Source organism: Calditrichota bacterium (assembly GCA_013151735.1).
GTDB lineage: Bacteria > Zhuqueibacterota > JdFR-76 > JdFR-76 > BMS3Abin05 > BMS3Abin05.
This window is the reverse complement of sequence record JAADHR010000135.1, coordinates 1-25,890: the sequence shown is the minus strand read 5'-3', so window position 1 is coordinate 25,890 and position 25,890 is coordinate 1. Positions and strand designations below refer to the sequence as shown.

General features: G+C 46.3%; 20 protein-coding genes. 16 read left to right on the top strand and 4 right to left on the bottom strand.

Annotated elements, in window-relative coordinates:
* The 3 genes from GXO76_09515 to GXO76_09505 form a co-directional block, all read left to right on the top strand.
* Positions 1-831, top strand: an 831-nt coding sequence (locus tag GXO76_09515; protein ID NOY78092.1) for a zinc-binding dehydrogenase, incomplete at its 5' end; no start/stop codon positions are given.
* On the top strand, positions 832-1,386 hold the full coding sequence (locus tag GXO76_09510; GenBank protein ID NOY78091.1) for a metal-dependent hydrolase: 555 nt from the start codon (positions 832-834) through the stop codon (positions 1,384-1,386).
* A gap of 223 nt (positions 1,387-1,609) precedes the next feature.
* Positions 1,610-2,341 (top strand): hypothetical protein, encoded by a 732-nt coding sequence (locus tag GXO76_09505; protein ID NOY78090.1) that lies wholly within the window; start codon positions 1,610-1,612, stop codon positions 2,339-2,341.
* 39 nt (positions 2,342-2,380) lie between these two features.
* On the opposite strand, the gene GXO76_09500 is transcribed toward GXO76_09505, so the two are convergent.
* The 3 genes from GXO76_09500 to GXO76_09490 are packed head-to-tail and all read right to left on the bottom strand — an operon-like array spanning position 2,381 to position 5,883.
* Positions 2,381-2,926, bottom strand: coding sequence for an archaemetzincin family Zn-dependent metalloprotease (locus GXO76_09500; GenBank protein NOY78089.1), 546 nt, complete (start codon positions 2,924-2,926; stop codon positions 2,381-2,383).
* Complete coding sequence (locus tag GXO76_09495; protein ID NOY78088.1) at positions 2,923-4,275, bottom strand: sigma-54-dependent Fis family transcriptional regulator; 1,353 nt, start codon at positions 4,273-4,275, stop codon at positions 2,923-2,925. Before GXO76_09495 ends, GXO76_09500 begins: the two co-directional genes overlap by 4 nt.
* Before the next feature lie 15 nt (positions 4,276-4,290).
* Positions 4,291-5,883: a HAMP domain-containing protein gene (locus GXO76_09490; GenBank protein ID NOY78087.1), complete on the bottom strand. Its 1,593-nt coding sequence runs from the start codon at positions 5,881-5,883 to the stop codon at positions 4,291-4,293.
* A 231-nt stretch (positions 5,884-6,114) separates the two neighbouring features.
* Between GXO76_09490 and GXO76_09485 the strand changes: the two genes are divergently transcribed.
* The 6 genes from GXO76_09485 (at position 6,115) to amrB (ending at position 13,504) form a co-directional block, all read left to right on the top strand.
* Positions 6,115-6,969 carry an energy transducer TonB gene (locus GXO76_09485; protein NOY78086.1) on the top strand — a complete coding sequence of 285 codons (855 nt, stop codon included), beginning with the start codon at positions 6,115-6,117 and terminating at the stop codon, positions 6,967-6,969.
* Between the two features lie 42 nt (positions 6,970-7,011).
* Positions 7,012-7,695, top strand: a complete 684-nt coding sequence (locus GXO76_09480) for an HAD family hydrolase (protein NOY78085.1) — start codon at positions 7,012-7,014, stop codon at positions 7,693-7,695.
* Between the two features lie 42 nt (positions 7,696-7,737).
* Positions 7,738-8,646 (top strand): DMT family transporter, encoded by a 909-nt coding sequence (locus tag GXO76_09475; protein ID NOY78084.1) that lies wholly within the window; start codon positions 7,738-7,740, stop codon positions 8,644-8,646.
* 191 nt (positions 8,647-8,837) lie between these two features.
* Positions 8,838-10,838 carry a hypothetical protein gene (locus GXO76_09470; protein ID NOY78083.1) on the top strand — a complete coding sequence of 667 codons (2,001 nt, stop codon included), beginning with the start codon at positions 8,838-8,840 and terminating at the stop codon, positions 10,836-10,838.
* A 130-nt stretch (positions 10,839-10,968) separates the two neighbouring features.
* Positions 10,969-11,988, top strand: coding sequence for a DUF362 domain-containing protein (locus GXO76_09465; GenBank protein NOY78082.1), 1,020 nt, complete (start codon positions 10,969-10,971; stop codon positions 11,986-11,988).
* Position 11,989: 1 nt separating this feature from the next.
* Positions 11,990-13,504, top strand: coding sequence for an AmmeMemoRadiSam system protein B (gene amrB, locus GXO76_09460; GenBank protein ID NOY78081.1), 1,515 nt, complete (start codon positions 11,990-11,992; stop codon positions 13,502-13,504).
* A gap of 47 nt (positions 13,505-13,551) precedes the next feature.
* Here the strand turns inward: amrB and GXO76_09455 are convergent, their stop codons facing one another.
* Positions 13,552-15,834 (bottom strand): hypothetical protein, encoded by a 2,283-nt coding sequence (locus tag GXO76_09455; GenBank protein ID NOY78080.1) that lies wholly within the window; start codon positions 15,832-15,834, stop codon positions 13,552-13,554.
* A 274-nt stretch (positions 15,835-16,108) separates the two neighbouring features.
* On the opposite strand from GXO76_09455, the gene GXO76_09450 reads away from it, so the two are divergent.
* The 7 genes from GXO76_09450 to GXO76_09420 form a co-directional block, all read left to right on the top strand.
* On the top strand, positions 16,109-17,389 hold the full coding sequence (locus GXO76_09450) for a hypothetical protein (protein ID NOY78079.1): 1,281 nt from the start codon (positions 16,109-16,111) through the stop codon (positions 17,387-17,389).
* A 152-nt stretch (positions 17,390-17,541) separates the two neighbouring features.
* The gene (locus GXO76_09445) at positions 17,542-19,650 is read left to right on the top strand and encodes a SpoIIE family protein phosphatase (protein ID NOY78078.1); all 2,109 of its coding nucleotides are present in this window, start codon (positions 17,542-17,544) and stop codon (positions 19,648-19,650) included.
* A gap of 114 nt (positions 19,651-19,764) precedes the next feature.
* Positions 19,765-20,121 carry an STAS domain-containing protein gene (locus tag GXO76_09440; protein ID NOY78077.1) on the top strand — a complete coding sequence of 119 codons (357 nt, stop codon included), beginning with the start codon at positions 19,765-19,767 and terminating at the stop codon, positions 20,119-20,121.
* Between the two features lie 25 nt (positions 20,122-20,146).
* Entirely contained in the window at positions 20,147-20,641 is a 495-nt protein-coding gene (locus GXO76_09435; protein NOY78076.1) for an ATP-binding protein, read from the top strand.
* Between the two features lie 26 nt (positions 20,642-20,667).
* A complete protein-coding gene (locus GXO76_09430; GenBank protein ID NOY78075.1) occupies positions 20,668-22,404 on the top strand; it encodes a SpoIIE family protein phosphatase in 1,737 nt (578 codons plus the stop codon).
* A gap of 31 nt (positions 22,405-22,435) precedes the next feature.
* Positions 22,436-23,860: a HAMP domain-containing protein gene (locus tag GXO76_09425; GenBank protein ID NOY78074.1), complete on the top strand. Its 1,425-nt coding sequence runs from the start codon at positions 22,436-22,438 to the stop codon at positions 23,858-23,860.
* Positions 23,853-25,890, top strand: a 2,038-nt coding sequence (locus tag GXO76_09420; GenBank protein NOY78073.1) for a tetratricopeptide repeat protein, incomplete at its 3' end; no start/stop codon positions are given. The genes GXO76_09425 and GXO76_09420, both read left to right, overlap by 8 nt.

Below are 25,890 nucleotides of genomic sequence, written 5' to 3'. Positions count from 1 at the left end.
TCCGTAGGGGATCATGTGGCGGTGTCGCCCCTGATTTCTTGCGGAGAATGCGAATGGTGTCAAAGCGGTTACCCCCAGCTTTGTGAGAAGTTGGGTTATCTCGGCCTTATGGGAGATGGCGGATTTGCCGAATACATGGTTGTCCCACAAGAAAACTGTGTAAAAGCACCGAAATCGCTGCCATTGGAACATCTTGCCTTTGGTGAATTGATGGCCATTACATTGCATGCCATTCATCAGAGCGGTTTCAAAGAAGGCGACCGGGTTGCCGTGGTTGGAGGTGGACCGGTCGGCCAACTGGTTGCACAGGCCGCAAACATATTGGGTGCGTCAGAGGTCTTTCTTTCGGAAGTGGCCGAGGGGCGTTTGAAAGTAGCCCAGGAGGTGGGAACAGCCGTCGCCATTGATCCGGAAAAAGAAAATTTTGTAGAAGTCGTAAAAGCTGCCACAAATGGACAGGGGGCGGACGTGGCCTTTGAATGTGTAGGCGGCACACACAGCGGTTTTTTTGAGAATTCGGTCGCTCAGGCCGTGAATTCAACGCGAAAGCGGGGGACGACCGTTATTTTGGGTGTTTTTGATGAACCGATTTATTTTCATTTTGTAAATTTACTCGTTTTTGAACGGCAAATTAAGGCCTCGTGGCTGTTTGAACCCAAAGATTTTATAGAAGGCATTCAACTGATTGCCTCGGGGAAGATGATTCTGGATCCCCTGATTACGGACAAAATTCGTTTGGACGAAATTATTCCGAAGGGCTTTTTTGAATTGGAGTTGAACCGGGACCAGCATATTAAAATTCTGGTTACCCCTCAGGGAGAGGAAGAGTAGATGCCGTCACCCGTTGCCCATTCGCTTGCAGGAATGGCTCTTGGGGAAACAGAACAAACCCGGATAACGCGGTCACAGATTATTGGTTTTTACCTGTGGAGCCTGTTTTTTGCCAACAGTCCCGACCTGGATTTTATCCCGGGGTTCTTTGCAGGCAATCCGAATCTTTATCATCACGGGGCCACCCATAGCCTGGGTGCTGCCGTTTTCGTTGCGTTTGCCCTGGGGTGGATATTTTCGAAATATTTGGGATCCTATAAAAAGGGCGTGCTTTTTCTATTTTTACTCTATTGTTCTCATCTGTTTTTGGATTATTTAACGGCCGATACCCGGTTTCCATTCGGGGAACCCCTGTTCTGGCCGCTTTCCAATCGGTATGTTATTTCTCCGATCCTGATCTTTTCGGATGTGCAAAAAACCTCGGATTCCGGTACATTTTTGCACAGCCTTTTTGTACGACATAATTTTTTGGGAATGATAAAAGAATTTTTCGTTCTCTTACCATTCGTTGTGGCCGCCCCGTTGTGGCGCTGGTGGCGAAAAGGCGTGCGTTAGAGGTTTTGGAAAAAACCGGTTGGAGGAATTTAAAGAATTTTGGCAGGATTTGACAGGATGAAAGATGTCCCCGTTTGATTCATTTTTGATCGGAAAAAGTGCACATCTTGGGGATCAAATAAAACTATCTTGAAAATCCTGTTAAAAAAATCTTTAGGTTGATGCCAATCCGCCGAATGGCAGATGGGAGAATTTACAGTCAATCCAAAAATGGGAGGACCTCATGAAACGCGTATCATTTTTATTTTTGTCGATTATCCTTTTGGGTTCCTTTGTCTCGAATAGCCAGGCGCAATTCGGACTTGGAATTGGTATTGGTATTCACGGCGGAACGGATCGTTTTACGATCCCGTCATTGGAGCGTTCGGTAAAACTGATGGATTTGACCCAGGTTAGCGTCATTCGGGAAGAGGTTAAAAACCCAATCATGGGCGGAATTGATCTGTTTATCAACACGCTGCCTATTATCGACCTCCAGATCAGTGTAGACGGTTCCAAAACGACCTATCCGCTCAAATATATTCGTCCGAATCCCACGGTGTTAAACCCCCTGAATCAGGATACTACCCGGTACGATGTTCCCTTCGGAAGAGTGGGTCTTTATGTTAGCGTAAAGAAAAATCTGATTGCCATTCCTCCGATTTTAAAAACCATTACCCTTTATGCCGGGCTCGGGGCGGGAGCGCACTACATTGCACCTTTGGTTTCCGAAAAATACATTTATGATCATCTGAAAACAAAGGCCGAAAATCTGGATGCCGAAGGGATTTTGAAGGACGATATTGCAAAAGAAATCATCTACGGTGGGCATGCGCTGGTTGGGCTTCGGCTGAAAGTGCCCATTTTCCCCATTCAGGTATTTGGTGAGGGCAAACTAACCATTGTCCCTGCGGGAAAATATGAACAACCCTCCAAGTTTTTTTCGGTTTATGCCGGTTTGGCTTATATGCTGTGAAGCATCATCCCTGGAAATCGGGGAAATGCACCCTGGGGTTTAAGGCTGCCGGGGTTCCGTACCGGCAAGCAGGGCCTGGCAGGCGGGGCAAAAATGGTAATCCTTAATATCAATTTCCTCAACATAGGTCGAAGCGTGCATCACACAGGCGTAGTTGGTGCAGTGAATGAGGCCGTAGGTATGCCCCAATTCGTGAACGGCTTCCTTGATTAACCGATCCATTAGAATGTCGTTGTCGGCAGGGATACCGTAGAACTCATTTTTTAGGCGGTGACAGGAAACAACTGCGGCGCGGCCGCGCAATTGCGCTTCGCCAAAAACAAAGGTTAAAATCGGAATATACAAATCCAGATCCGTTACAGCCAGAATGCGCTCGGTATCATCCGGCATCCGATCCAGCAAATAGGCCAGAATTTCCGTTGAGTGGTATTGATGCCGTCTGATATTGAAAACGGCTTCAATATCCAGTTCCAGATTTAAAAATTCCACGTGGAGGGAGAAAACTTCGGAAAGGGCCTGTTTCAGTAATTCCAGGTTTTCCAGCCTGGGATGGTGTACAGGTACAATGTAAAGCGTGTTTCTCAAGGCTTTTGAAGATTGTATTTTTTGATTTTATTGTAAAGCGTAACCCGATCAATATCCAAAATCTCAGCGGACCGCTTGATATTCCAATGGGTGCGTGCCAGAACCGCGGAAATGTGTGCTTTTTCAATGGCTTCAAGGGAGTCGGAGTCCATTGTTGCCGGATCGAAAGGAAGCACCTGTGCAAATGGCAAATCCTGTGGTTGAATGACCGGGGGCTTTCCAATGACCATTGCGCGTTCAATGGCATTTTCCAGTTCCCGAACATTTCCGGGCCAGTTATGCTCCATGAGTCGTTTCATGGCTTCCGGGGAGATGTCGTGAATGGGTTTATTCATAGCTCGTGAATATTTCTGCACGAAAAAGTGGGCCAGGGCCGGAATATCCTCCCGCCGTTCGCGCAGGGGAGGAATGAGAATGAAGAAAACATTGATTCGGTAGAACAAATCCTCCCTGAAGTTTCCCTTTCGCACCTCTTCTTCCAGATTTTTGTTGGTTGCACAAATCAAACGAAAGTCGGAGCGAATGATTTGATTGCCGCCCAGGCGCGTGAATTGTTTGGTTTCGAGAACGCGGAGCAAGTCCAGCTGTGTTTTGGGACTGATATCTCCAATTTCATCAAGGAACAACGTGCCGCCGTCGGCAAGTTCAATTTTCCCCTTTCGGCGGTATTGGGCGCCTGTAAACGCCCCCTTTTCATGGCCAAAGAGTTCGCTTTCCAGCAGGCTTTCGGGAAGTGCCCCGCAATTGACGGCAATCATCGGGAAAAGCCGGCGCCGGCTGCGATTATGAATGGTTCGGGCAATCACTTCTTTGCCCGTTCCGCTCTCCCCGTGAATCAGGACGGTGGAATCCGTTTGAGCAACGGTGTCGACCAATTCCAGCACGTGCTTCATTTGAGGACTTTCCGCAATGATGGTTTCCTCCGGACTCAATTGACTGATTTTTTGTTTGAGCTGGAGATTTTCCCGGGTGAGCTTTCGCTTTTCAATCGCATTACGGATAAGATGCTCCAGGTCGTCGGGATCAAAAGGCTTGGTCACATAATCAAAAGCACCTGCTTTGAGTGCCTGAACGGCCGTATCCACCGAAGCGTAAGCTGTAATCATAATAATAACGATGGTGGGATCGATGTCCCGAATACGCTCTTGAAGCTCCAGCCCATTCATGCCCGGCATCTTAATGTCCAGAAGAATAATATCCCAGGGTTGTTTTTCCAGCTTTTGGAGGGCTTCCTTGGCATCGGCCGCCGTATCCACTGTATAGCCGTCTTCGATAAACCACTTGTAAAGCGAGCTCCGGACGGACTCTTCATCATCGACAATTAAAATATTGACATCTGATGTATCCATGTTTCTATCCTTGTCTTAAATGCTCGGAAATTCAATGAAGAAGGTCGTACCTTCTCCTATCTTTGATTGTACTCGGATGGTCCCCCCATGGTTCTTAACAATTCCATAAACGACCGAGAGTCCCAATCCCACACCACTTGTTTTATTTTTGGTACTGTAAAAAGGTTCAAAAATGTGGGGGAGATCCTCTTTGGAGATGCCGATTCCGGTGTCGGAAATACGAATTTGGACCCGGTGCTGTTCTTCAAGCTTCCAAACCTCCACCCGAAGCGTACCTCCTTCTTCGTCAGAATTTGGCGACATGGCTTCCACGGCATTTACGTAAATTGCAATAAGAGCCTGTTTCAGATGGTCGGGATTGCATTTGACGATGCAGGCCTTTGTGCAGTATCGGGTCTCGAGCCGGATATTGTGCATCTGGAAATGATGATTTACCAATAAAAGGCTTTTTTCAACAATTTTATTAATATCATATTCAATGAGCTCTTCTCCACTTCCCCGCGCAAAGGTTAAAAGATTTTTAACAATGTTCCCGAGACGCTTAATTTCACTTTCAATAATGCCCAATTCTTCCAGAATATTCGCTTGTTTTTCCTCAGAGAGATCGCTCTTTTTAATTCTTTTGGCGATGAGTTTGGTGTAGTTCAAAATCCCTGCCAGCGGGTTGTTGATTTCGTGGGCAACGGTTGCAGACAGTTTGCCGAGGGATGCCATTTTCTCCACGTGCATCATTTGCTGCTGGGCATTTTCCAGTTCGCGGCTTTTTTCTTCTACACGGCTCTCAAGTGTCCGCGACCACTGCGTAATTTCGTCCTGAGCTTCCCGCAGCCGGCGAGTCATTTGATTGAAAGAATGGGCCAGATCACCAATTTCCGTTTTCGACGGGAAAGAAATCGTGTATTCCAAATTACCATGCCCAATTTCTCGGGTGCCCTTGTGAAGAATCTGTACCGGAATAATGACTTCCCGCCGGATGTAGAGCCAAAGGACAAAAATGATAATGGTAACGGAAATGAGGGACAAGAAAATCAAGATGTGAATGCTGTGCCGCGTGGCGTTATCAATATCCCGTAAGGAAATTTGAATATTCATCAACCCGAGCACCTGTTGTTCCTTGGGATGAGCATGACAGGCCGCATTGTAGCAGGAGGGTTCATTGAGAATGGGGCGCGTGAGTTCCGCAATTCGGTACCCTTCAAGGGAATTGATGATATTCAGCTTTTTGGGAATTGAAATGCTTGGTGTCGGGCCCGAATGGCATTGAATACATACCCGGGACTGCATGTCGACGATCTTATGCTCGTTTAGCGGATTCGACGTGTAAATGTATTCTCCGTCGTGGTTTATAATCGACAGATTTTCAATATCCGGTTCATGTCCCACCGTGGTCACAATATTCTGAATGTCCTGTTTTCGGTTGATCAACATGCTGTAGTGGGTGGAGCTTTTAACGAGATCAGAAATTCGGCGGGCACAAAGGATGATGTGGTGCATGGATTGTTTTGTTTGCAATTGAATGCTCATATAGGTGTGGAACGAAAAAACCAGCACCAAGATGGTAAAGATTAAGAGGAACAGACGAAAACTAAGGCTTTGCAACAATTTCATAAATATCCCATAGGCCATTTGTTTTTTTAAGAATTTAGATAATCACGCCTAAATATGCAAGGAAAAAGTTGCATTCATACGATTTATCAAATAATTTTAAATGAAAGGTCTGATGAATCCAATCAAATAGCAGCAGAATAATTTTCTTAATTCTGAAAAATAATATTGAAACAATTCCCTGCTTTTGAATCACGTGCTTTTTAAGACGTAAAATAATTAGAGAGAAGGTTTATGAGAAAACTACTTCTGATAGGACTGGGTTTTGTTTTTATTCTTTCGGGATGCTATCTGGGAGGGAATGTTCCTCCCAAACTGGACAAAAACAGTCTCGTTGTAATTTATCCGCCGGAGGCCCGTGCCAAAAGAATAGAGGGTAAGGTGGGCTTAACCATATTAATTGGGAAGGATGGAAAGGTTAAAGAGGCCCAACTGGCAAAAACATCGGGCTACCCGATTTTGGACCAGGCGGCCCTTCAGATTGCACGTTTGGCGCGTTTTAAGCCCGCCAAAATAAAGGGAAAACCGCACGAAGCCTGGGTAGGATGGACGTTGATTTTCCAAATTAAAAGGCAGCAGGTCGATCCGCCAAAATGGAAGGCCCAGGTATTGACCTTGGAAAAAAGAATCCGGCACGCCCGCGGATTAAAACGGGATCAGCTTGTACAGGAGTTATTCTACCGGTACAAGGATTTCGCGGAGTACCTGATCGATCATCCGGATCGCAATTACAACAAATACATTCTGGATGTGGTCGCCCGTCCCATCCGGAAAAGGTGGGTTTTATTTAAAAATACCTATTCTGCGCCGTTTATCCTGTTTGACGATTTTGTGGCGCGTTTTCCCAAAAGTGAATATACACCTGAAGCCAGGCTTTATCTGGAGCAGTATATTGAATTCGCCATTAAAGATTTACAATCGAAGAATTCGGGGTTAAGCCGCGGCTTACATGAAAAGATGATTCAGCAACTAACAGGTTATTTGCAAAAAATCAAGCAGGAAATCTCGGCAAACCCGCCGAAAGATTCTTCTTTGATGGTCGAAGATGCAGGCAGCAGACCAGTCGGGGTAATTTCTCGCGCGAATTAAAATCAGGCATTTCAGTGTTCAGAACCGGAAGACGGGTTGTGCATGAAAAAACTATTACTTTTTGATATTGATGGAACGCTCTTAAACACGGGGGGCGCTGGCAAACGTTCGATGGTCCGGGCATTTGAGGAGGTGTATGGCGTGCCTGATGGATTTCATGGGATTCACATGAGTGGAAAAACCGATCCCATGATTTTAAGGGAAGCGCTTCTTCAGGCCAAACTCCCGCTTGAAGAAGACCTGGCCGACCTGTTTAAGCAGAGATATTTTGAACTCATGGCAATAGAGATTGAGAAACCCAACCCAAAAAAGGTGCTCATGCCGGGGATCCGGGAATTAATTGAACATTTAAGTGAACGACCGGATGTGGTACTGGGCCTCCTTACCGGCAATTGGAAACAAGGAGCGGCCTTAAAATTGGGACATTTCCGCCTGCACCATTATTTCAAATTGGGTGCCTATGGAGACGATTCCATTGATCGGGAAAAATTGCTTCCTTTTGCCACAGAACGCTTTGAACGGTATTTCAATGATCCCATTCCACCGGAGAATATTCTGGTCATCGGGGATACGCCCCGGGACATTCAATGCGCCAAACCTCACGGGGCACGAACGGTTGGCGTAGCAACCGGAACGTATTCCGTGGATCAACTTCAAAACGAGCAGCCGGATTTCATTTTTGAGGATTTTAGCGACTGGATGTCATTTGTAGAAATACTGAAGTGACGGAAAACGAAAGACGATTTCCCTCTGGAATCATTACTGGCCATGGACGCTTCTACAGAAACGCACATTGAGACGATTGGAAAACTGCTGGGTGTCGGCGTTCTGACGACAGGCGTCACAGCCATTTCGTTTGCGGCTATTTTCATCAAGTTATGTCAGGTTCCCGCTTTCAGTATTGCCGCGTATCGCATGCTCATTGCCGCCGTGTTTTTCCTGATCATTTCCGTGTTCCGCAGACAACCCCTTTTAAAGGGGTTGACTCTCTACCAAATTCGTCTGATCATTGTTTCCGGATTCTTTTTGGCGGTTCATTTTTCGCTCTGGATTTCTTCCCTTGAATACACCTCGGTCGCCAGCTCTGTCGTGCTTGTGACGACGAATCCCCTGTTTGTAGCGCTTGGAAGCCTCTTGTTCCTGAAAGAACGCATAAATCGGTGGCTCCTTTTGGCCATCTTCCTGACTATTTTTGGATCCATTGTAATCGGCGCAACCGATTTTCAGGTCCAAAGCACGCAACTGTTCGGCGATGCGCTTGCCCTGTTGGCGGCAATCGGCGGGTCAGGCTACCTGTTGACCGGGCGGGTCTTGCGAAGAAGCATGGATGCCTTCCAATATGCCACGCTGGTTTACTCTATTTCGGCCATTTTCCTGGTAGCCCTGGCACTGGCCTCGTCCTCCCCCTTTGGTGGCTTCCGCCGAATCGATTACGTGTATTTGCTGCTCCTGGCGGTGGTTCCTCAAATGATTGGCCACACCAGTATTAACTGGTCGCTTCGCTTTCTGTCCGCTTCATTTGTGGCCCTGGCCATTTTGGGCGAACCCGTCGGGTCGACCATTTTGGCCTATTTTATTTTAAATGAATCCGTTACGTCAGCCAAAATCTTCGGGGCGCTTTTTATTATTATCGGAATCTTCATCGGAATAAAGGGGGAATCCAAACTACAAATTTGAAATTAATGCAAAAAGAAGAAAAAACTATTGACTCTTTTTTCAATATTTTATTACATTAGTTACGGTCTGAACGAAAACCCGTAATTTTAGATTGTAGTTGCCATTGCGAATCCATAATATCCCGTGTTTTCATTGGGACGCCAATTAGATTTTATCCCATCTCATCTCAAACAAATCGAAAATTCAAATACATGACGTCCGTTCAAAAAAAAACAATTCTCTTTTTAGGCAATGATTCCAGATTAGCGGCCAGTGTTCAGTCGGTTTTGAAGAAGAGCCTCCCCGATTCAGACCTTTTAACGGCAAGCTCTCTTGAAGATTTTAACAAACAGGTCAGCCGGCAGGCCATTCAGGTGTGCGTATTAGATTCCAGCTTTCTTGAAAACTCCAATACTTCAATCCTGAATAAAATTTATAAATTAGCTTCTGAGTTACCATTCATTTTTCTTTTGGACGAGGAGAAACGACCATTGGGAGAAGACGTGCTGAATAAGGGTGCATTTGATTATCTGGTAAAGGTGGACGGGGTCTTATCCGCATTGCCGTTTGCGATTGACCAGGCATTGGAAAAACGCCCGGTCGATTTTAAATTGAAAGAAGAACCACAGGTTTCTGAGACCGAAAAGCAGATTCCAACGGGTTTTTTTGAGATTAATGAAAGCGGACGTTTCATTACATTTGATGAAGAGCTGCTCCGGCTTATCGGGCTGGAAGAAAAGGATCTGTACAAAACCTACTTGACGGATTTGTTGCCCGAGGATGACCAGGAAAAGTTCTACCGATGGCGGGCAGCCGTTCTGGATAAAAAAGAAGGGTTTCATCTTCACACACAGATCGTTCATCCCGAAAAAGGAATTCTCCCTGTTGAGCTTCACCTGTATCCCTATGAATTGGTCAAACACTTTTCCGGATTCAGGGGCTATCTGAAATTGACTTCCGAGGAACCTGTTGAAGAAAAGGAGACTCTGGAAGAAACCTACAAAACTCAGAATTTTTATTACGAGATTTACAATCTGAACAAATATCTCTCAAGAGGGCTGCACCAGCTCTTTCTCATGAAAGTAACGGAAATTCCCATGAAATATTTTAATTTCGAACAGGCCTATCTGTTTTTATGGGATGCCGTGAATCACCGTTACCAGAAGGAGATTTGTCTCCAAAATGAGAAAACCATAAAACGAGAGGATTTGCGTTCGGAATATTTTTCTCCGGAAGAAATCCAGTTTCTGAATGAGTCGCCGGCATTTGCCGAGTTTGTCCATCAGAGTTTACTGTCCGACGAAAGCCGTCAGAAGGTGTATGGAAAAAAAGGCGCCGGGCTTTTTAAAAAGGCGGAATGGTCCGGTGGGCAGCCGTGGCAAAAAGGGGATCGTCTCTTTTTGGAGATCCGGGATTCGAACAGCACCCTTCTTGGGTTCTTAATTTTGGAATCGCCTAAAAATCACAAAATTCCACCCAAATGGGTGCTCCGTCAGCTTGAGATTTTTGCCATCTTTGCTTCCACGCTCTTCGAGGGCTACAACCGCTTTAAAGAGGCCCATGATCAACACAAACGCCTGAAACGCCTTTTTAAGATTTTTGGTACTTTTTATCTGGATACCCCGTTGCTGGATGTGCTGCAGGAGGTGGCCTGGTCGATAAAATTCTCGATGGGATTTAATCTGGTGATGCTGGGTATCTTAAGTCAGTCTACACATCGGTTGGAGTTGAAGGCGGTTGCAGTTGACAATCGGGAAAAAGGGCGGATTCTTTCGAGGCTCCGTTTTACGGCCAGCCAGATTTCACACTATTTAACCCCTCATTACAAACTCAGCCAATCCTATTTTATCACCCAAAAAGACAATCCCTTTTACTTGATTAAAAGAATTTACGGTTTGCCTATAAGCACTTATCGTGATGCGGACGTGTGGTATTATCCGGATGTCTTATTGGTTCCCATTCGTTCCCGGAAAGGCCGGATTATGGGGTTGTTTATCCTGGACGATCCCGAAAATCACAAAAGGCCGGACATCGAATCGGTTCAAATTCTGGAAAAAATTGCCTCCACAATTGCCGTTGCGCTTGAAAATAAGGTCGGATACACGCAGCTTCGCAAGGAGAATGATCTCTTGCGTCTGAAACTGAAATCCCAAGCGGCGGGTAACGGGAATGGCAAAAAGCTGAGGGAATTCTTTAAGAGAATTAATTTATAGAAAACCGGCGCCTTTTGTGCCGGCACGTCGATTGGTTACTGTGTGCGGTTTGAGTTGAACAACCGACCGGTATCTGTTCTGAAACTTTTTTGCACGTCTTTAGGTTAATAAATAAAAAGACCGAAAAACCATGGACGGACAGAAACTTTCACTTACTCCAATTAAACGCCGCCAGTTTCTCAAGGGCAGTCTTGTATTTGGCGGCGGATTTTTAATGGACCCTTTTCATCCCTTTTCTTCCTCAAATTCCTTAAAAAAGTCTCGGGTTATTATCGTACAAAGCAACTCTGTACGGGCATCCGGCTGGAAAATTCACAAACCGGCTGTCAAAAAAATGCTTGGAACGGCACTTGAACAATTGTTTCCGGGACTGCAAGAGCAGGCCGTCTGGAAACGACTTTTTCGCCCCGATGACGTTGTGGCGGTGAAACTGAACTGCCTGGCCGGCAAGGGGTTGTCGCCTCACCCGAAATTGGTAGAAACCATTGTTGAGGGATTGAAATCGGCCGGCATTTCGGAAGACCGCATTATTTTGTTCGATCGCCTGGATCAGGATTTGAAGCGGGCCGGATTCAGGATCAACAAACGCCCTCCGGGACCCATTTGCATCGGGAATGATTCCGCCGGCTATTCTCCGAATCTGGTGATTTACCGGTCGATCGGGAGTATGATCAGTCGGGTGCTTACGGATTATGCCACGGCTATTGTGAACGTTCCCGTGCTGAAAGATCACGGAATCGTCGGATTCAGCGGGGGACTGAAGAATTTCTTCGGAGTCATTCACAATCCCAATAAATATCATTTGAATGCCGGAGATCCGTACGTGGCCGATTTGTGTTCGTATCCCCTTATAAAAAACAAGCTGCGGCTTACGATATTTGATGCCATTAATGCTCAGTATGAAGGGGGGCCGCCCTTTATCCCGCAGTTTATGTGGCCTTTTGACGGACTCATGGTTTCCACCGATCCGGTGGCCCTTGATTATGTGGGATGGCAGATAATCGAAGAGAAACGACATGAAAAGGGACTGCCGTCGCTGAAAGAGGCCCATCGCGAGCCCCGGTATATTTTTACAGCGGCCGATTCCGAACACCGGCTTGGAACAGCCGATCCCAAACAAATTGACGTTATCCGAAAGAAGGTGGCTTAAAATGTTTAAGAAAAAGGCAAAATATTTTGTTCTGTTCGGGGGCATCTTTTTTCTTTTTGTCGGGTCGTTGTGGGTTTCTGCTTTTGGCCAGGGGATTCGGCCCCCCGGCGTGGCCGGACAATTTTACCCGGCCGATCCACAGGCCTTGAGCAATCAAATCGACATGTACCTCCGCGATGCCAAAGATGCCCATATTCAGGGGAAAATTGTGGCCCTGATTGCTCCTCACGCGGGCTATGTTTATTCCGGCTGGGTTGCGGCCTACTCTTACAAGCAGCTGGTCGGCAGGCACTACGACACGGTTGTTCTGGTGGGGCCCTCTCATGTGGAATATTTTCCCTTTACGTCCGTTTACCCCCGGGGTGGATACCGGGTTCCACTGGGTGTACTCAAGGTAGATGCAAAAATGGCCCGGAAAATTGCGGATTATGACCCAAGCATTCAGCTTTCAACCCGGGGACATCTTCAGGAAAATCTGCCTCACAAAGAGCACTGCCTGGAGGTGCAGCTTCCCTTTTTAATCAAGGTTCTAAAAGGGCCCTTTAAGATAGTGCCCATTATTATGGGTGACCAAGATTATCACAAGTGCAAGGTACTGGGAGAAGCCATTGCAAAGGCGGCCCGCGGGAAAAATGTACTCATTGTGGCCAGTTCGGACCTGTCCCATTATTATCCCTACGAGCAGGCGGAAGAGCTGGACCACAAACTCATAAATTATGTGAAGAAATACGATTACAAGGGACTGGCGCGGGCACTGGAAAGGCGCGAGGTGGAGGCCTGCGGAGGCGGCCCGATTGTGGCAACCATGATTGCGGCCAAAAAATTGGGGGCAAAACGGGTTAAGATTCTTGATTACAGGAATTCCGGCGACACCGCGGGCACGAAATCCCGGGTGGTGGGTTACATGGCGGCCGTTTTTTACCAGCCCGTTTCACAGAAAAAAAAGGATCCGGTGGGAATCGATTTGGGACTGACACCAGCCGAAAAACAGAAACTCCTTCATATTGCCAAGGTGACCATTGAAAGCGTGGTTCAAGGGAAGTCCGTTCCGAAATTCACTGTAAAATCGAAGCGTCTCAGGGAAAAGCGCGGGGCGTTTGTCACAATTACGGAAAACCACCGCCTGCGGGGCTGTATCGGCTACATTTTACCCGTTAAACCCCTGTACCAAACGGTGCGCGAAGTGGCTGAAGAAGCAGCTTTGCACGACCCTCGTTTTATGCCCGTCCGCCCGTCCGAATTGCAAAAATTGCACATTGAAATATCTGTACTGACTGTTCCAAAGGTGCTGAAAAACAAAGATTTGTCACAGATAAAAATCGGAAGAGACGGATTAATTATTCGGAAAGACGGCTACCAGGGTATCCTGCTTCCACAGGTTGCAACCGACTACAACTGGAACCGGTTGGAATTTGTGGAGGAAACCTGCCGAAAAGCGGGGCTCCCCCGAAACGCGTGGAAAGACCCGGACACCGAAATTCTTTATTTCTCAGCGGAAGTTTTTGGCGAAGAGTAGGGGCAGGTTATAAAGAGGTTGTGCCTGTTTTCAAATGGAAAAGGGGGCTAAACCCGCAGTGTAAGCCAGGCGAGGCCATTCAGAACGGCCAGAAAAGACAGTGTGGTGAGCACGCCGAGAAGGGGGGTGAGAATGGCGGCGATCAGGACGGCCCCCAGAATCGACCCCGCCAGATCCAGGGCATAAAGGGTTCCCCAATCGCCGGCAGAAGACACGGATTTTTCCGAAAGGAACAGGATGTTTCCAAGGGGAAATTGAAAACCCGCCAGAAACCCGGCCAGAAGGGTAAAAACGCCAAAAAAGAAAAAAATCAGTCCGTTGGCAAGACCCGAATGCGAGACGTTATGTGTGAGGGTCAGGAAGACTCCGTAGACCAGCGGGAGAACCGCCATCGCAAATTGAACCCGTGAAAAAAGGCGGTAAGGGGTTTTAATACGCGGGCTTTTTCGGCGAGCAAACCAGCTCCCCCCGGCCAGCCCTCCCATGAATACGGTAATAATTATTGACAGCAGATAATAGGCGTACCCATAAATGATCTGGAAACCCAGAATCAGGAGAATCTCAAGCGCAATTTCAGTAAATCCGATGGTTGCGATTGAAATGCCTATTCTTAATCGCATCTTTTCGTAACGGCTTGCGAACAAAATGCCTGCCAAAATTAAGTAAATCATCACTGAAAAAGCAAAATAGGCCCACACCGGTACAGACACCAGCCAGCGAAAGAGATTCCGCGTTCCCTGGTAAAAATAAGTGCTCCACAAAAGAATATCATAAAAATAGGCCACGGGTCGGAAATCCCGGTTGATGCGAAATCTTTGGGGCAGAATGGCTGTTTGCAATCGTTCTTGAAGCGATTGTTTGCGTTCGGCAGACAGACGGTACGGCAAATAGTAGGGGCTGATGTAGAGAGTTTTAAGGTGTCTTTCCTGTATGCGCCGAATCAGGACAGTCGGATCAGAGGTGAGAAGATGGGCCTCATCGGTTGCAAGAAAATGGATTGTATTCCCGGGCAAAACAAGGACGTCCGTAAAAACAGCCTGCAAGGTTTTTTGAAAGGTGGCCAGATATCGAGCCAGATCCGCGCCGATGAAATTTTCTGATCCGGGGAGACCGAACGAGAAGATGCCCCCGCTCTTAAGGTGGCGGCGGGCCTCCCGAAAAAATTCAATCGTGTACAATCGGTTCAGCTGGGCGGTGTACGGAGGGGGCATGTCCGACAAAATTACGTCGTAGCAGCGGGAAGTCCGGGTCAGGAAGAGTCTGGCATCCTGAGTGAAAATGTGCACCCGCGGGTCGCTGAGGGAGGACTTCTGCGAAGGCAGAAGGGCTTTTCCCAGGGAAATAACGGCCGGATTGAGTTCCACGTAATCAACCGACTGGATTGAGGGGGTTTTCAGAATTTCAGCCAATCGTCCGCCAACGCCTCCGCCAATCAGAAGCACCTCTTTGGGGTCAGGGTGTTCCAGCAGGGCAAACTGCGTGGCTTCCTCGGCACCGAGGGGATCGGGCACGGAAAAGGAGAGCAGCCCGTTTTCGAAAAAATTGGCCTGACCGCCTGACTCCGTCACCGTAACGTTTCCGTAAAAGGTGTCTTTGGATGCAAGGATTTTTTGATCTCTCCAGAAGAACTGAAGACTTCTCTTTTGAAAGGGCCCTGCCAGACCGATGATCAAGAAGGTTACCAAAAGAGACCCGGCGAAGAGGAAAAATAGTTTGGTCCGTGATTTTTTTCGGGCAAGAATGAGAAAAAGTCCCGAGTAAAAATTAAGCAGGGACACAAAAAAAAGAATAAATGCACCGTTCCAGAATTTCAAGAGGATGAGGCTTACCAAAATTCCACCCGCTGTTGCACCCAGCGCCTCATTTTGATAGACGCGGTTTATGGCGTCGGAATCGGTGATTTGACGGGGCGAGAGCAGCCGACCGGCCAGTGCAAATGCCCAGCCCGAAAGCAGGCAAAAGGGAAGCGTGACGAGAAGAGAGATCCAGATAATGGGCAGAATGCCGAGAATTTCGCCCGGGGCCCGGTGGAAAATCGTAAAACTGCTTCGCATAAAAAGCAGAGAAAGCGGTAATATCACAAAAAGAAGCAATTGGATGATCCCCAAAAACAGGGCCGGTTGTTTCCGAATGGGAATCCAGTGATCGATGGCCCCGCTGCCAAGGGATGTCCAGAACAGCCAGCTTCCCAGAACAATGGCCAGCGAGAGTTCGTTGCCGGTGAAGATGACCATGAGCTCGCGCAAAAAAATGATTTGCGAAATAGTGGCTGAAAATCCAATCAGTGCCACCGGAAAAAAGAAATTTCTTTTGGGTGAAAAGGTTTCCATTGGTTGTTCTTATCTCCCGTAATTTTAGGAAACGAACAGTTGATATTAACCGCTTTATGAAAGAATTGAATCTGCCGGCTTACACCTTACGCGTTTATTCAAAAGTATCAAAAAACTGACCGAGTGTCAAGGAGAATGTGCCCGTAAACATCAAAAACCCGAAAATTTAAATTCTTGCGTCTTCTTATTTTAACTTGATTTAAAACTTCAAATTGATTATTTTGAAGTAAATTTACATTTTTGTATTTAAAATGAATTCTTTGGATGGGAATGAATGTCCGCTTTCTTCGAAAATAAAACCTTCGTTAAACGTGTTTTAGTCTCCGGGGCGTTGGTCTGGCTTCTGGGTTGGCTGATGTTGGGGTGTGCGGAGAGAAAACACGCGAATCCGTTAGACCCGTTAAATCCAGTTACAAAAGGAAAACCCACCGGACTGCGTGTCCTGTCCGACCACCACAAGGTGTTTCTGACGTGGCCGATGCCTGCGCTGAATTCGCTGACCGGAATTCATATTTATCGGGGAACGGATTCAACGGCGGTAGAAAAAATTGCCAGTGTCCCCCTTCAGAAAAAAACCTTCGTAGACAGTCACACCGTTTACAAAACCACCTACTATTACAGCTATTCGCTTGTAGCCGATGGGTATGAGAGTCCCAGGTCGGAGCCTCAGGCCATTACACCCGGCCCGTCATTTTTCTGGGTCAGTTTTAATTCCACGGGGCAGTTATTCAAGTTAACTTTTGACATTGAACACACGTATAAAGGAGTGACAACCGGCGGTTTTCCCGCAGCCATTGCCCTTGCCGGGCAAGGACGGGGTGTTTGGGTGGCAGATGATTATCTTGGCGAGGTTTACCGAATTTCTGATTCCGGGCAAACGTTATTCTCCATCCGCGGATTCGGAAGAATTTCGTCGATTGCCTGCGACACAACCGGGTCTCTTTTGTGGGTGGCGGATCTGAGAAACAAACGCGTTGTAGTGGTGGATACCCTCGGTTATGGAAAATTTGCCATTACCGGATTTGAGTATCCCTGCCAGGTGATGGTGAATCAAAGTACGGGGGATTGCTGGATTGTGGATTCGAAACAGAAAACCCTGGTTCGTTCGGATCGCAGTGGAAAAGAGCTTCGAACCGTTCAGAGCCTGGCCGCCCCCAAATGGGTCAGTCTTGTGGAAACTGACGGAAGTGTGTGGGTGGCGGACAGCTCCCGTGTTGTTCGGGTTTTAAAGGACGGCGAAATAAAGAACCGCATTGACGGATTTTCCTATGCCTATCGGGTGGCCGTGGATTCAAAACGCAATGCCGTTTTTGTTTTCGACCAATCGTATGGCTGGCTTGGTACGGAGTTGGTGAAACTGAGCCCAAACGGGACGAGGCAATTTTCGCTGCGGGGATTTGGGTTTCCCAAACACATGGTTGTGGATCCGTTTGACGGCTCCTGCGTTGTGGCCGACACCTACAATTCCCGCGTGGTAAAGGTTTCACCGGAAGGCAAGATTCGTCAGGAAAAGCGGTACCAATCCGCTCCCGGCTGGATTGCCATTGAAAAGTAAAAAAACAGGCCACGGATTGGCACAGGTGGTGTGCGCAGGGTCAGGCGGATTTGAATTTAGCGAATAGTGACACTCCTTTGGTTGAAAAAGATGCGTTTTTGCAACCGATTTTACGGCCGATCGTTTAAATTCTAAATTGTGATACTAAATCTATGAAAATTATTACATTAAAACGAACAAATCTTATTTTATTCGTCCTGAGCATTTTTTTTCTTGCCTTTATTTTCCTGATTGATCTGGGCTTTTACTACACGCGCAATTACCCCTCGAATATTTACGGTTTGCGTGAGTTTATGATTGTTTTTGCCCTGTTGTTTTTTAGCTCTCTCATCTATCGCCAGCATTACATTCAGGAAAAGGATATTTTATTCAAACTGAAATCGCTTTTTGTTGCCATTCTGGGGGTCTACCTTGCAACAGCCCTCCCCAAATTCTTGCTTCCGATTCAATATTACAAAACCACGACCGATTTGCCCGTTTTGTTTTCATCCCTGATGACATTGCTTCATTCGACCTTTGTTTCAATTTTTGCGACGCTCTTTTTTATTGCGATTTTGTTTATTTTGAGGGATTTGATCTTTTACAAGAGCAAGAAGGGTACCCGTCGTCTGTTCTGGGCAGGCTTAATTCTTTTGCTGATTTACGTCCTCTACGAACAATTTCAATACGGGAATGCCCACGCCGAATGGAGCTTTAAGGGACGCGACCGGGTGGAGTGGATTCTCTCGGGGGCCATGCTGATTGTTATGATGCTGCTTTCATTCCGCACAGCCTGGGTGAATATGCTCAACAAAAAACAAAAAATCCTCACCTTTTGGGCAGGGGTCCTTATTTTGCCGGGTGCCATTGCGTTGTCCCGCTCATCTTCCTATCAAAGTATTTATTATTACAGCTTAACGGTTGCCGCCTTTGATGCGTATGTTGCCTATTTTGTGTATATTTACGTTCTTTTTTCTCTGTTTAGTATTTTGCTGCATCTGCCCACGGCAAGTATTTTCGACCGGAAAATGAATGAAATCAGCTCGCTTCACAACCTCAGCCGTACCATCAGTTCGGTAATGGATTATGATGCCGTACTAAAAAAGGTTACGGAGCTGACCACGGAGGTTCTCTCGTCGGATTACTGCTGGCTCGAGATGATCGATCCGTCAACCGAGGCCCGGAAAATCGTTTCCTGGCGAGGGATCAATAAAACCAATCTTAAGCACTATTCGCTTGACGGTGAAGAGGGAAATTTGTCCCATTGGATTATTCGAAACAAATACTCGGTTCTGATTAATGATGTTTCAAAGGATCTGCGGGTGAAGCATCTTAAATTCTGGAAAAAGGATTTGAATTCGCTTCTGGCCGTTCCCCTCATCTCAAAGGGAAATGTAATTGGAATATTGTACGCCGCAAAACGAACGGAATTTGGTTTCGATAATGAAGACCGGGAATTGCTGCAAGCCTTTGCCAATCAGGCTACGGTAGCGATTGAAAATGCCAACCTGCTGAAAGAATCCATTGAAAGGGAACGCCTGGCTCAGGAATTGCGCGTGGCCCACGAAACCCAGTTAAAACTGCTCCCGAAGCAAATGCCCGCTGTGGAGCAGTTGGACATTGAAGGAATTTGTATCACGGCTAATGAAGTAGGGGGCGATTACTACGGGTTTATTTCTCTGGATGATTCTCGCCTGGGCATTATTATCGGGGATGTTTCCGGTAAGGGGATTTCCGCCGCATTTTATATGGCCGAATTGAAGGGGATTATCGAAGCCTACGCCCGCATTTATCAGTCGCCAAAGGAACTGCTGTCCCAAATGAATCGTGTTCTCTATCAAAATGTGGATCGCCAAACCTTTGTTAGTCTAATCTATGCGATTGTGGACCTGCAGAAGAATCGTATTCGCTTTAGTCGGGCCGGGCACTGTCCCTTGCTTGTGATCTCACCGGATACGGGGGAGGTGCTCCGCTTTCAGCCGGCAGGAATGGGATTGGCTCTCGACGAAGGCAAATTATTTGATCGCATTTTGGATGAACAGGAACTGCCTATTCGGGACGGAAACATCTTTGTTTTTTATACGGATGGCCTCACGGAGGCCCGCAATCCGGAAGGCGATGAATTTGGAGAGGAGCGGCTCACAGCGGTTCTGTCGCAAATTAAGGGCAAGTCGGCATCTGAAATTGTGGATACAATTGTCCATCAACTCAAATCATTTGTGGGGGAAGCCCGGCAGCACGATGATATTTCAATCCTTGTTGTAAGGGTAAAAAAACCGTGATTTGAGCTGAAATTCGCGTAGCCTTCATTTCAAAACGTAAAATATGAATCGGAAAGCGCACGTTACGTCTGCAGAAAAAAATGAATGAACATAAGAATAAATTGGGAGGTTTGAATGGAGCAGAATCAGTTTGAGGTTATTCGGCAGGATCAAGACGACATTTCAATTTTGACCATTAAGGGATACCTGGATGCTCATACGGCTCCTGATTTTGAAAAAGCCATTCAGGAACTACTGGAAAGTAACCGCTATAAAATTGTGATTGATTTTTCGGATTTGAATTACATCAGCAGCGCCGGATTGGGGGTATTTATGGGATTTATTGAAGACGTGCGGAAAAATGGGGGTGATATTAAATTGGCCCAACTCAACGACAGGGTATTTAAGATATTTGATCTGTTGGGCTTTCCCAATTTGTACGAAATTTATGAAAACCTTGGACAAGCCATTGAAAAATTTAAATCAGCCTAATTTGAAGACCTATGGGAGAACATACTTGAAACGGCAGACAGAAAGATATAAAATTACGACTCCAAGCGAAAGCATTAATCTTGAGCTGATCAGGGACTTTGTGGGAAAACTGGCCCGGCGCGCGGGTTTTGCAGAGGATAATGTGAATAAGATTCAGTTGGCCACCGATGAAGCCTGCACCAATGTGGTTAAACACGCCTACAAAAATTTGCCGGTGGGCCCCATTCAAGTTGAAATTACCCTCAATAACGAAAAATTTGTGGTCACGGTTTCGGATAAAGGTGTTGGGTTTGACATCGCGAATTTGACCCGACCGGATATGGTGGAATATTTGAATCAATTTAAGAAGGGCGGGCTCGGAATTCATTTGATTCAGACGCTTATGGATCAGGTCACGTTCAGGGTGAATCCTTTTCACAAAAACAGTGTAAAAATGATTAAATATATTCATCGCACGGAAAGTGCCGATAAACTTCGGCAGCAGGAAATCATCATGAAACGGAGCAGGAATCGTCGATAGGTTTAATCTATATGAAAAACAATGAGTTGGAAAATCTTAAAATCCGATATCTGGAATTAACGTCTCTCTTCGAAACAAATAAAATTCTGAATGCGTCTCTGGATTTGCAGTCTATTTTGGATAATCTGCTGCTTACGGCCATGGGACGGCTGATGATTGGCCAGGGCGCGGTTTTTATTCGGATGGAGGATTCTGTCGTCGAATTGAAAGCCTTGAAAGGTCTTCCTGCCAGCCTGCTTGGCCGGGTTTTTCCAATGCCGCATCTGAAGGGTAATCCCATTTTTATTACCGATCATAAGGCTGCGGGAGATCCGTTGTACCGCTTTTTAGAGACAAATGATCTGCAAATCCTTATCCCGATGATTTCAAATGGTAAGGAAATTGGTCTTGTTGCGTTCGGGAAAAAATTTATTCAATCCGAATACAATCCAGACGAAATCAATTTTTTGGAATCGTTGGTAAGCAGCGCAGCCATTGCCGTGGACAAGGGACTGCTTTTTGAGGAACTCAAAAGCACCAACCGAAAATTAGACAAAAAGATACAGGAACTCAACACCCTTTTTGAAATCAGCCGGGAATTGAAGGCCACGCTGGATATTCAAAAGATTCTCAATGTTCTTTCCTTTGCCGTGATGGGAGAGCTGCTGGTTAATCGGTGTCTCATTGTTCTTCTGGATCACCAGCAATTAAAGGTTCAATTGGTTCGGGGGCTCGATGCCTCTGTTGTCGAAATTGAAAAACAGCTGCAAAATTCCGCCTGTGTGAAGAGTCTGAGTCAACACCCTGTTCTTGAATTGACGCCGGAGGTGTGTCAGGAAAGCGGTTTGGGCTTTTTGAAGCAATTGGAGCTGGAATATTGTGTCGCCATGTCCGCTCAGGATGTGTTTAAGGGATTTCTGGGGATCGGGAAAAAGGTTACCGGCGAAACGTTATCCGAAACCGAGCTGGGCTTTTTGGAAACTTTGGCCAACGATGCCGTCAGTGCCATTGAAAATGCCCAGATGGTTGAGCAGATGCTGGAAAAACAGCGCATGGAAGAGGAGCTCAAAATAGCTCGTGACATTCAAAAGCGGTTGTTGCCGGAGTATTGCCCCCATTATGATCGTGTGGAAATTGCAGCCCGAAATTACTCCTGCACGGAGGTTGGCGGCGACTATTACGATTGTTTACCGCTTGATGCGTCCCGCCTGGGGATTGCCATTGCAGATGTTTCGGGCAAAAGCACACCGGCGGCTTTGCTTATGGCGAACCTTCAGGCGAGTTTGCGCGCTCTTGCCAGCGATGGAAAACCTGTACAGAGTATTGTTAAAAAAATCAATGATTTAATCTACCAGAATACAACATCAGACAAATTTATCACATTTTTTTATGGCGAACTCCTCGTCCGCGAATCCTCTCTTACTTTTACGAATGCGGGTCACAATCCCCCCATTCTCTTTCATCAGGATGGGAGCTATCAGTTTTTAAAGGAGGGAGGAATTATTTTGGGGATGATGCCGCATGTGGCTTATGAAGAAAGCACCGTTCTTCTACACCCGAATGATGTGCTGGTTTTGTATACCGACGGCATTACGGAAGCCCAAAATCAAGAAGAGGAGGAATTTGGGGAGGAACGATTGATCCAAAAAATATATGAGAATCTGTTGCTCCCTGCCGAGGAAATTTCGGAAAAAATTCTCGAGGCCGTAAAAACATTTTCGAACGGAGCCGACCAAACGGATGATATGACGCTATTGGTTGTAAAAATTAAAGAAAACGTGTAATTTAGTTCAAGGTGGAAAAGCCACAAGACGAGTGGAGGATGGGGTGCGCCTGTTGCAATTCGCACAACTACGGAATTTGGGGCAGTCTTACTATAATCGGTTAAGCATTCGGCAGAAGTTTAGTTTTACAATAAGCATTGTCTTGCTTGTGACCATTTTGATTCTGAGTTTTTCAATTCTGGAATGGCAGCGAAAAGTTCTGAATGAAAAAATGGCCGAAATATGCCAGTTGTCTGTGCAAAATCTTTCGGGCGTGGCCAAAGAAAACATGCTCCTGGGAGGGCGTGCGCCCATACAGGAGCTCATCAGCAATATGATTCAGATGAAAATTATTGGGTTGCGCTATGCTTTTGTTGTTGATCGTAAAGGCCTGGTCATTGCCCATTCAAATCCCCGAAAAATTGACAGCCGTGCTCCCAGGTATCTTTCTCTTCCAGAAACCCACGACCTAAAATCCGCGTTCAAGAATGGAAAATATTTTGAATATGTGCATCCGATTTATGTAAAACATATTAGTAGGGCCAAAGCGGGTAAATTGCTCTTAGGGGTGGCCGTTGTGGGGTTCTCAAAAAAGGACGTTTTTCGGCCCATCAGTCATGCCCGACAAATTCTTTTGCTCATTACTTTTGTTATTGTGGGCGTGGGACTGATTGCTGCCAATTGGATTGCCCACCAGCTTTCTTCAACGATCGTTATTCTTGCAAATGGTGTAAGGGAAGTGCGCGACGGCAATCTGGAAGTGGAAATTCCTGTAAAATCAAACGACGAACTGGGTTTGCTTACGCGTGAATTCAATCAATTGATTCGGCGATTTCGGGAAAACCTGCAAATGCAGAAATTTATTTCAACCCTGACCATGCAGATGATTCGGAGGCGTTCCCGATTAAAACTAAAGGATGACGAGGCTATGGAGCGCCGAAATATTACCGTTCTCTTTTCGGATATCCGAAGCTTCACAACCGTTTCGGAAAAACTCGAACCGGAAAGTCTCGTTAAGCTGATCAATATTTATTTTGATCTTCAGACCAAAATCATTGAAAAATATTCCGGAATCGTGGATAAGTTCGTGGGCGATCAAATAATGGCCTTGTTTTTGGAAGAAGAAATGGTTGATCAGGCGATCCAGGCCGCCATTGACATTCAGAAGGCGATTCGGGAACTCAATCGAACCCGAAAAAAAGCAAAAAAGGAAATTTTACAGGTGGGCATCGGCATAAATTATGGTCCGGTTATGATCGGAAGCATGGGTACGCAAACCCGAATGGATTACACGGCGATTGGGGATACGGTTAATTTGGGGGCCAGATTGTGTTCCATTGCCAAACCCGGACAAATCATTATTCCGAATCGAATGATCCGCAGGGTTCAGGGAAAATATTCGCTTATTAAATTAGAGCCTCTTATTCTAAAAGGCAGAAACAGACCGGTTCAACTTTACATGGTTACGAATGATTAACAGACATGTTTTGAAAACATTTGCCCTGGGGGTTTTTATTTTTCTCGCAGCCGGTAAAGGCAACACACAAATCCCGGACTACGATGTGGGATTGACCTCGCTGGGTGGTGTTTTGAGTTATTATTCGGAAAGTCCGTCCGGATTTTTGGCCAATCCGGCCAATTTGGGACTCAATTCCTGGCAGCGTGCCACTATTCACTTGAATGCTCCTTACCGGTTTAACGCGATTGTTCTGAATGGATTTCGTCCCCAAATTGGTCATATGGGACTGGCGTTTACCAATGGTTTGGGAGATGTGCCAGCGCAGTCGTTCCGGGCGGGATTCAGTAAATTGTTGGGGCATCGCGGCACCTGGGGTCTTCGACTGGACTATTCGAAATTCGGTGAGAACAAACGGCTGTTTATGAATTGGGGCGGAACCTATCGGTTTGTGAAAATAAACCGTTCCGGTGCGCCGATCAAAATGGGCTTCGGGGCTCACATCTCACACATTAACATTTTAAATCAAATAAAAGAACCGGTGCAATGGGGGGCAGGCGGGTTTATCTCTTTAAAACAGGATCAGTTAAAATTTTACCCGAATGTTTACGTGCAGAACAAAAGAGCGTTTTGGTCTTTTGGAATACGGTTTAATCTAATTGAAGACGTATCGGTGCTGGCGAGTTTTTCCGACCGATCCGGAAACAGAGTTTTCGGAGGGATTTCCTTTAACTTGAATCGCTACCTGGCGGATATTGGTTTCAATCCGGATGAAAAACGCCTGCAGATTTCGTTTTCGATGTTATTTGGTGAATCGCCGGAGGAACGGGCTCAAAAATACTTTAACGATGGTAAGCATGCGCTTGAGCAACACGATTACGAAGAAGCCCGGCGCGATTTTCACCGGGCGTGGTGCTACGTTCCGGAGAACAATTTTTACAACCGGTCTTTTGAACTTGTGACCCGCAAGATCCGCAATGAGGAAAAGCAGATACAAAAATGGATGTCTGATGCACAGGAACTGGAACAGCGGGGTTATTTTTTTGTCGCTGCCATGCGCTATTTGGATATTCTCAACCAAAATCCCGATTATAAGCCGGCTCAATATCGACTAAAAGCCCTGCGTCCTCTGGTGCGCAACGATATCAAACGAACCCTCCAGAAGGGAAAACACTATCTGGATCAGGGTCAGGAGTCCATTGCGGAGAAAATCTTCCAAAAGATATTGTTGATCGATAAAAACAACAAGGAAGCCCGCCAGCTCCTGACAAAAATCAAGAGCAGCAAGCACAAAGAGGCAGAAGAATATTTTTATCGCGGTCTGGGGTACTACAGTCAGAGAAAACTGGGGCATGCGCAGGAACAATTTGAGAAGGCGCTTCTAATCGATCCGGGATATGAAGAGGTTAAGGTTTATCTTGATGAAATACAACGGAAGAATGACCGGAAACTGGCAAAAATAGATTCCCTCTTAAACAAGGCAGGAGAATTTGAAAAACGAAAATCGTTCAGCCGGGCTCTGGATATTTATTTGCATGTCCTGGATATCGCCCCGACAAATGAGGCGGCCCAAAAAGGAGTCTCCCGGTTAAACCGATTTGTAAAAAAGCGGGACTCGTTCTATTTGAAAAAGAGTCAGGCGGCTCTGCGTAAAAAGGACTTCAAAACGGCCGAGCGTTATGTCAATCGAATTCTGCGCATTTCTCCCAAAAACCGAAAAGCCGTTCGCTTGAAAAATAAGATTAATCAAGCCAAAATTACGCTTTTTAACGAGTTGGTTGACCGGGGAGATGCCGAGCTTCAGGCGCATCATCTTAAAAACGCCCTGAGAAATTATCAGATGGCCGCTTCAATTTTTCCCCGCAGCCCGAAAATCAAACAAACCATTGAACATTTAACCAATCAGATTGAGTTGGAAAAAAACCTGAATGCAGGGATAGCGGCATTCAACGGGCAGCGTTACGTTCAGGCCATTCATTATTTTGAGAAGGTTCTGGATGGGGAACCCTCCAACGAAAAGGCGGCGAGTTACTTGAAAACTTCGAAGGAAG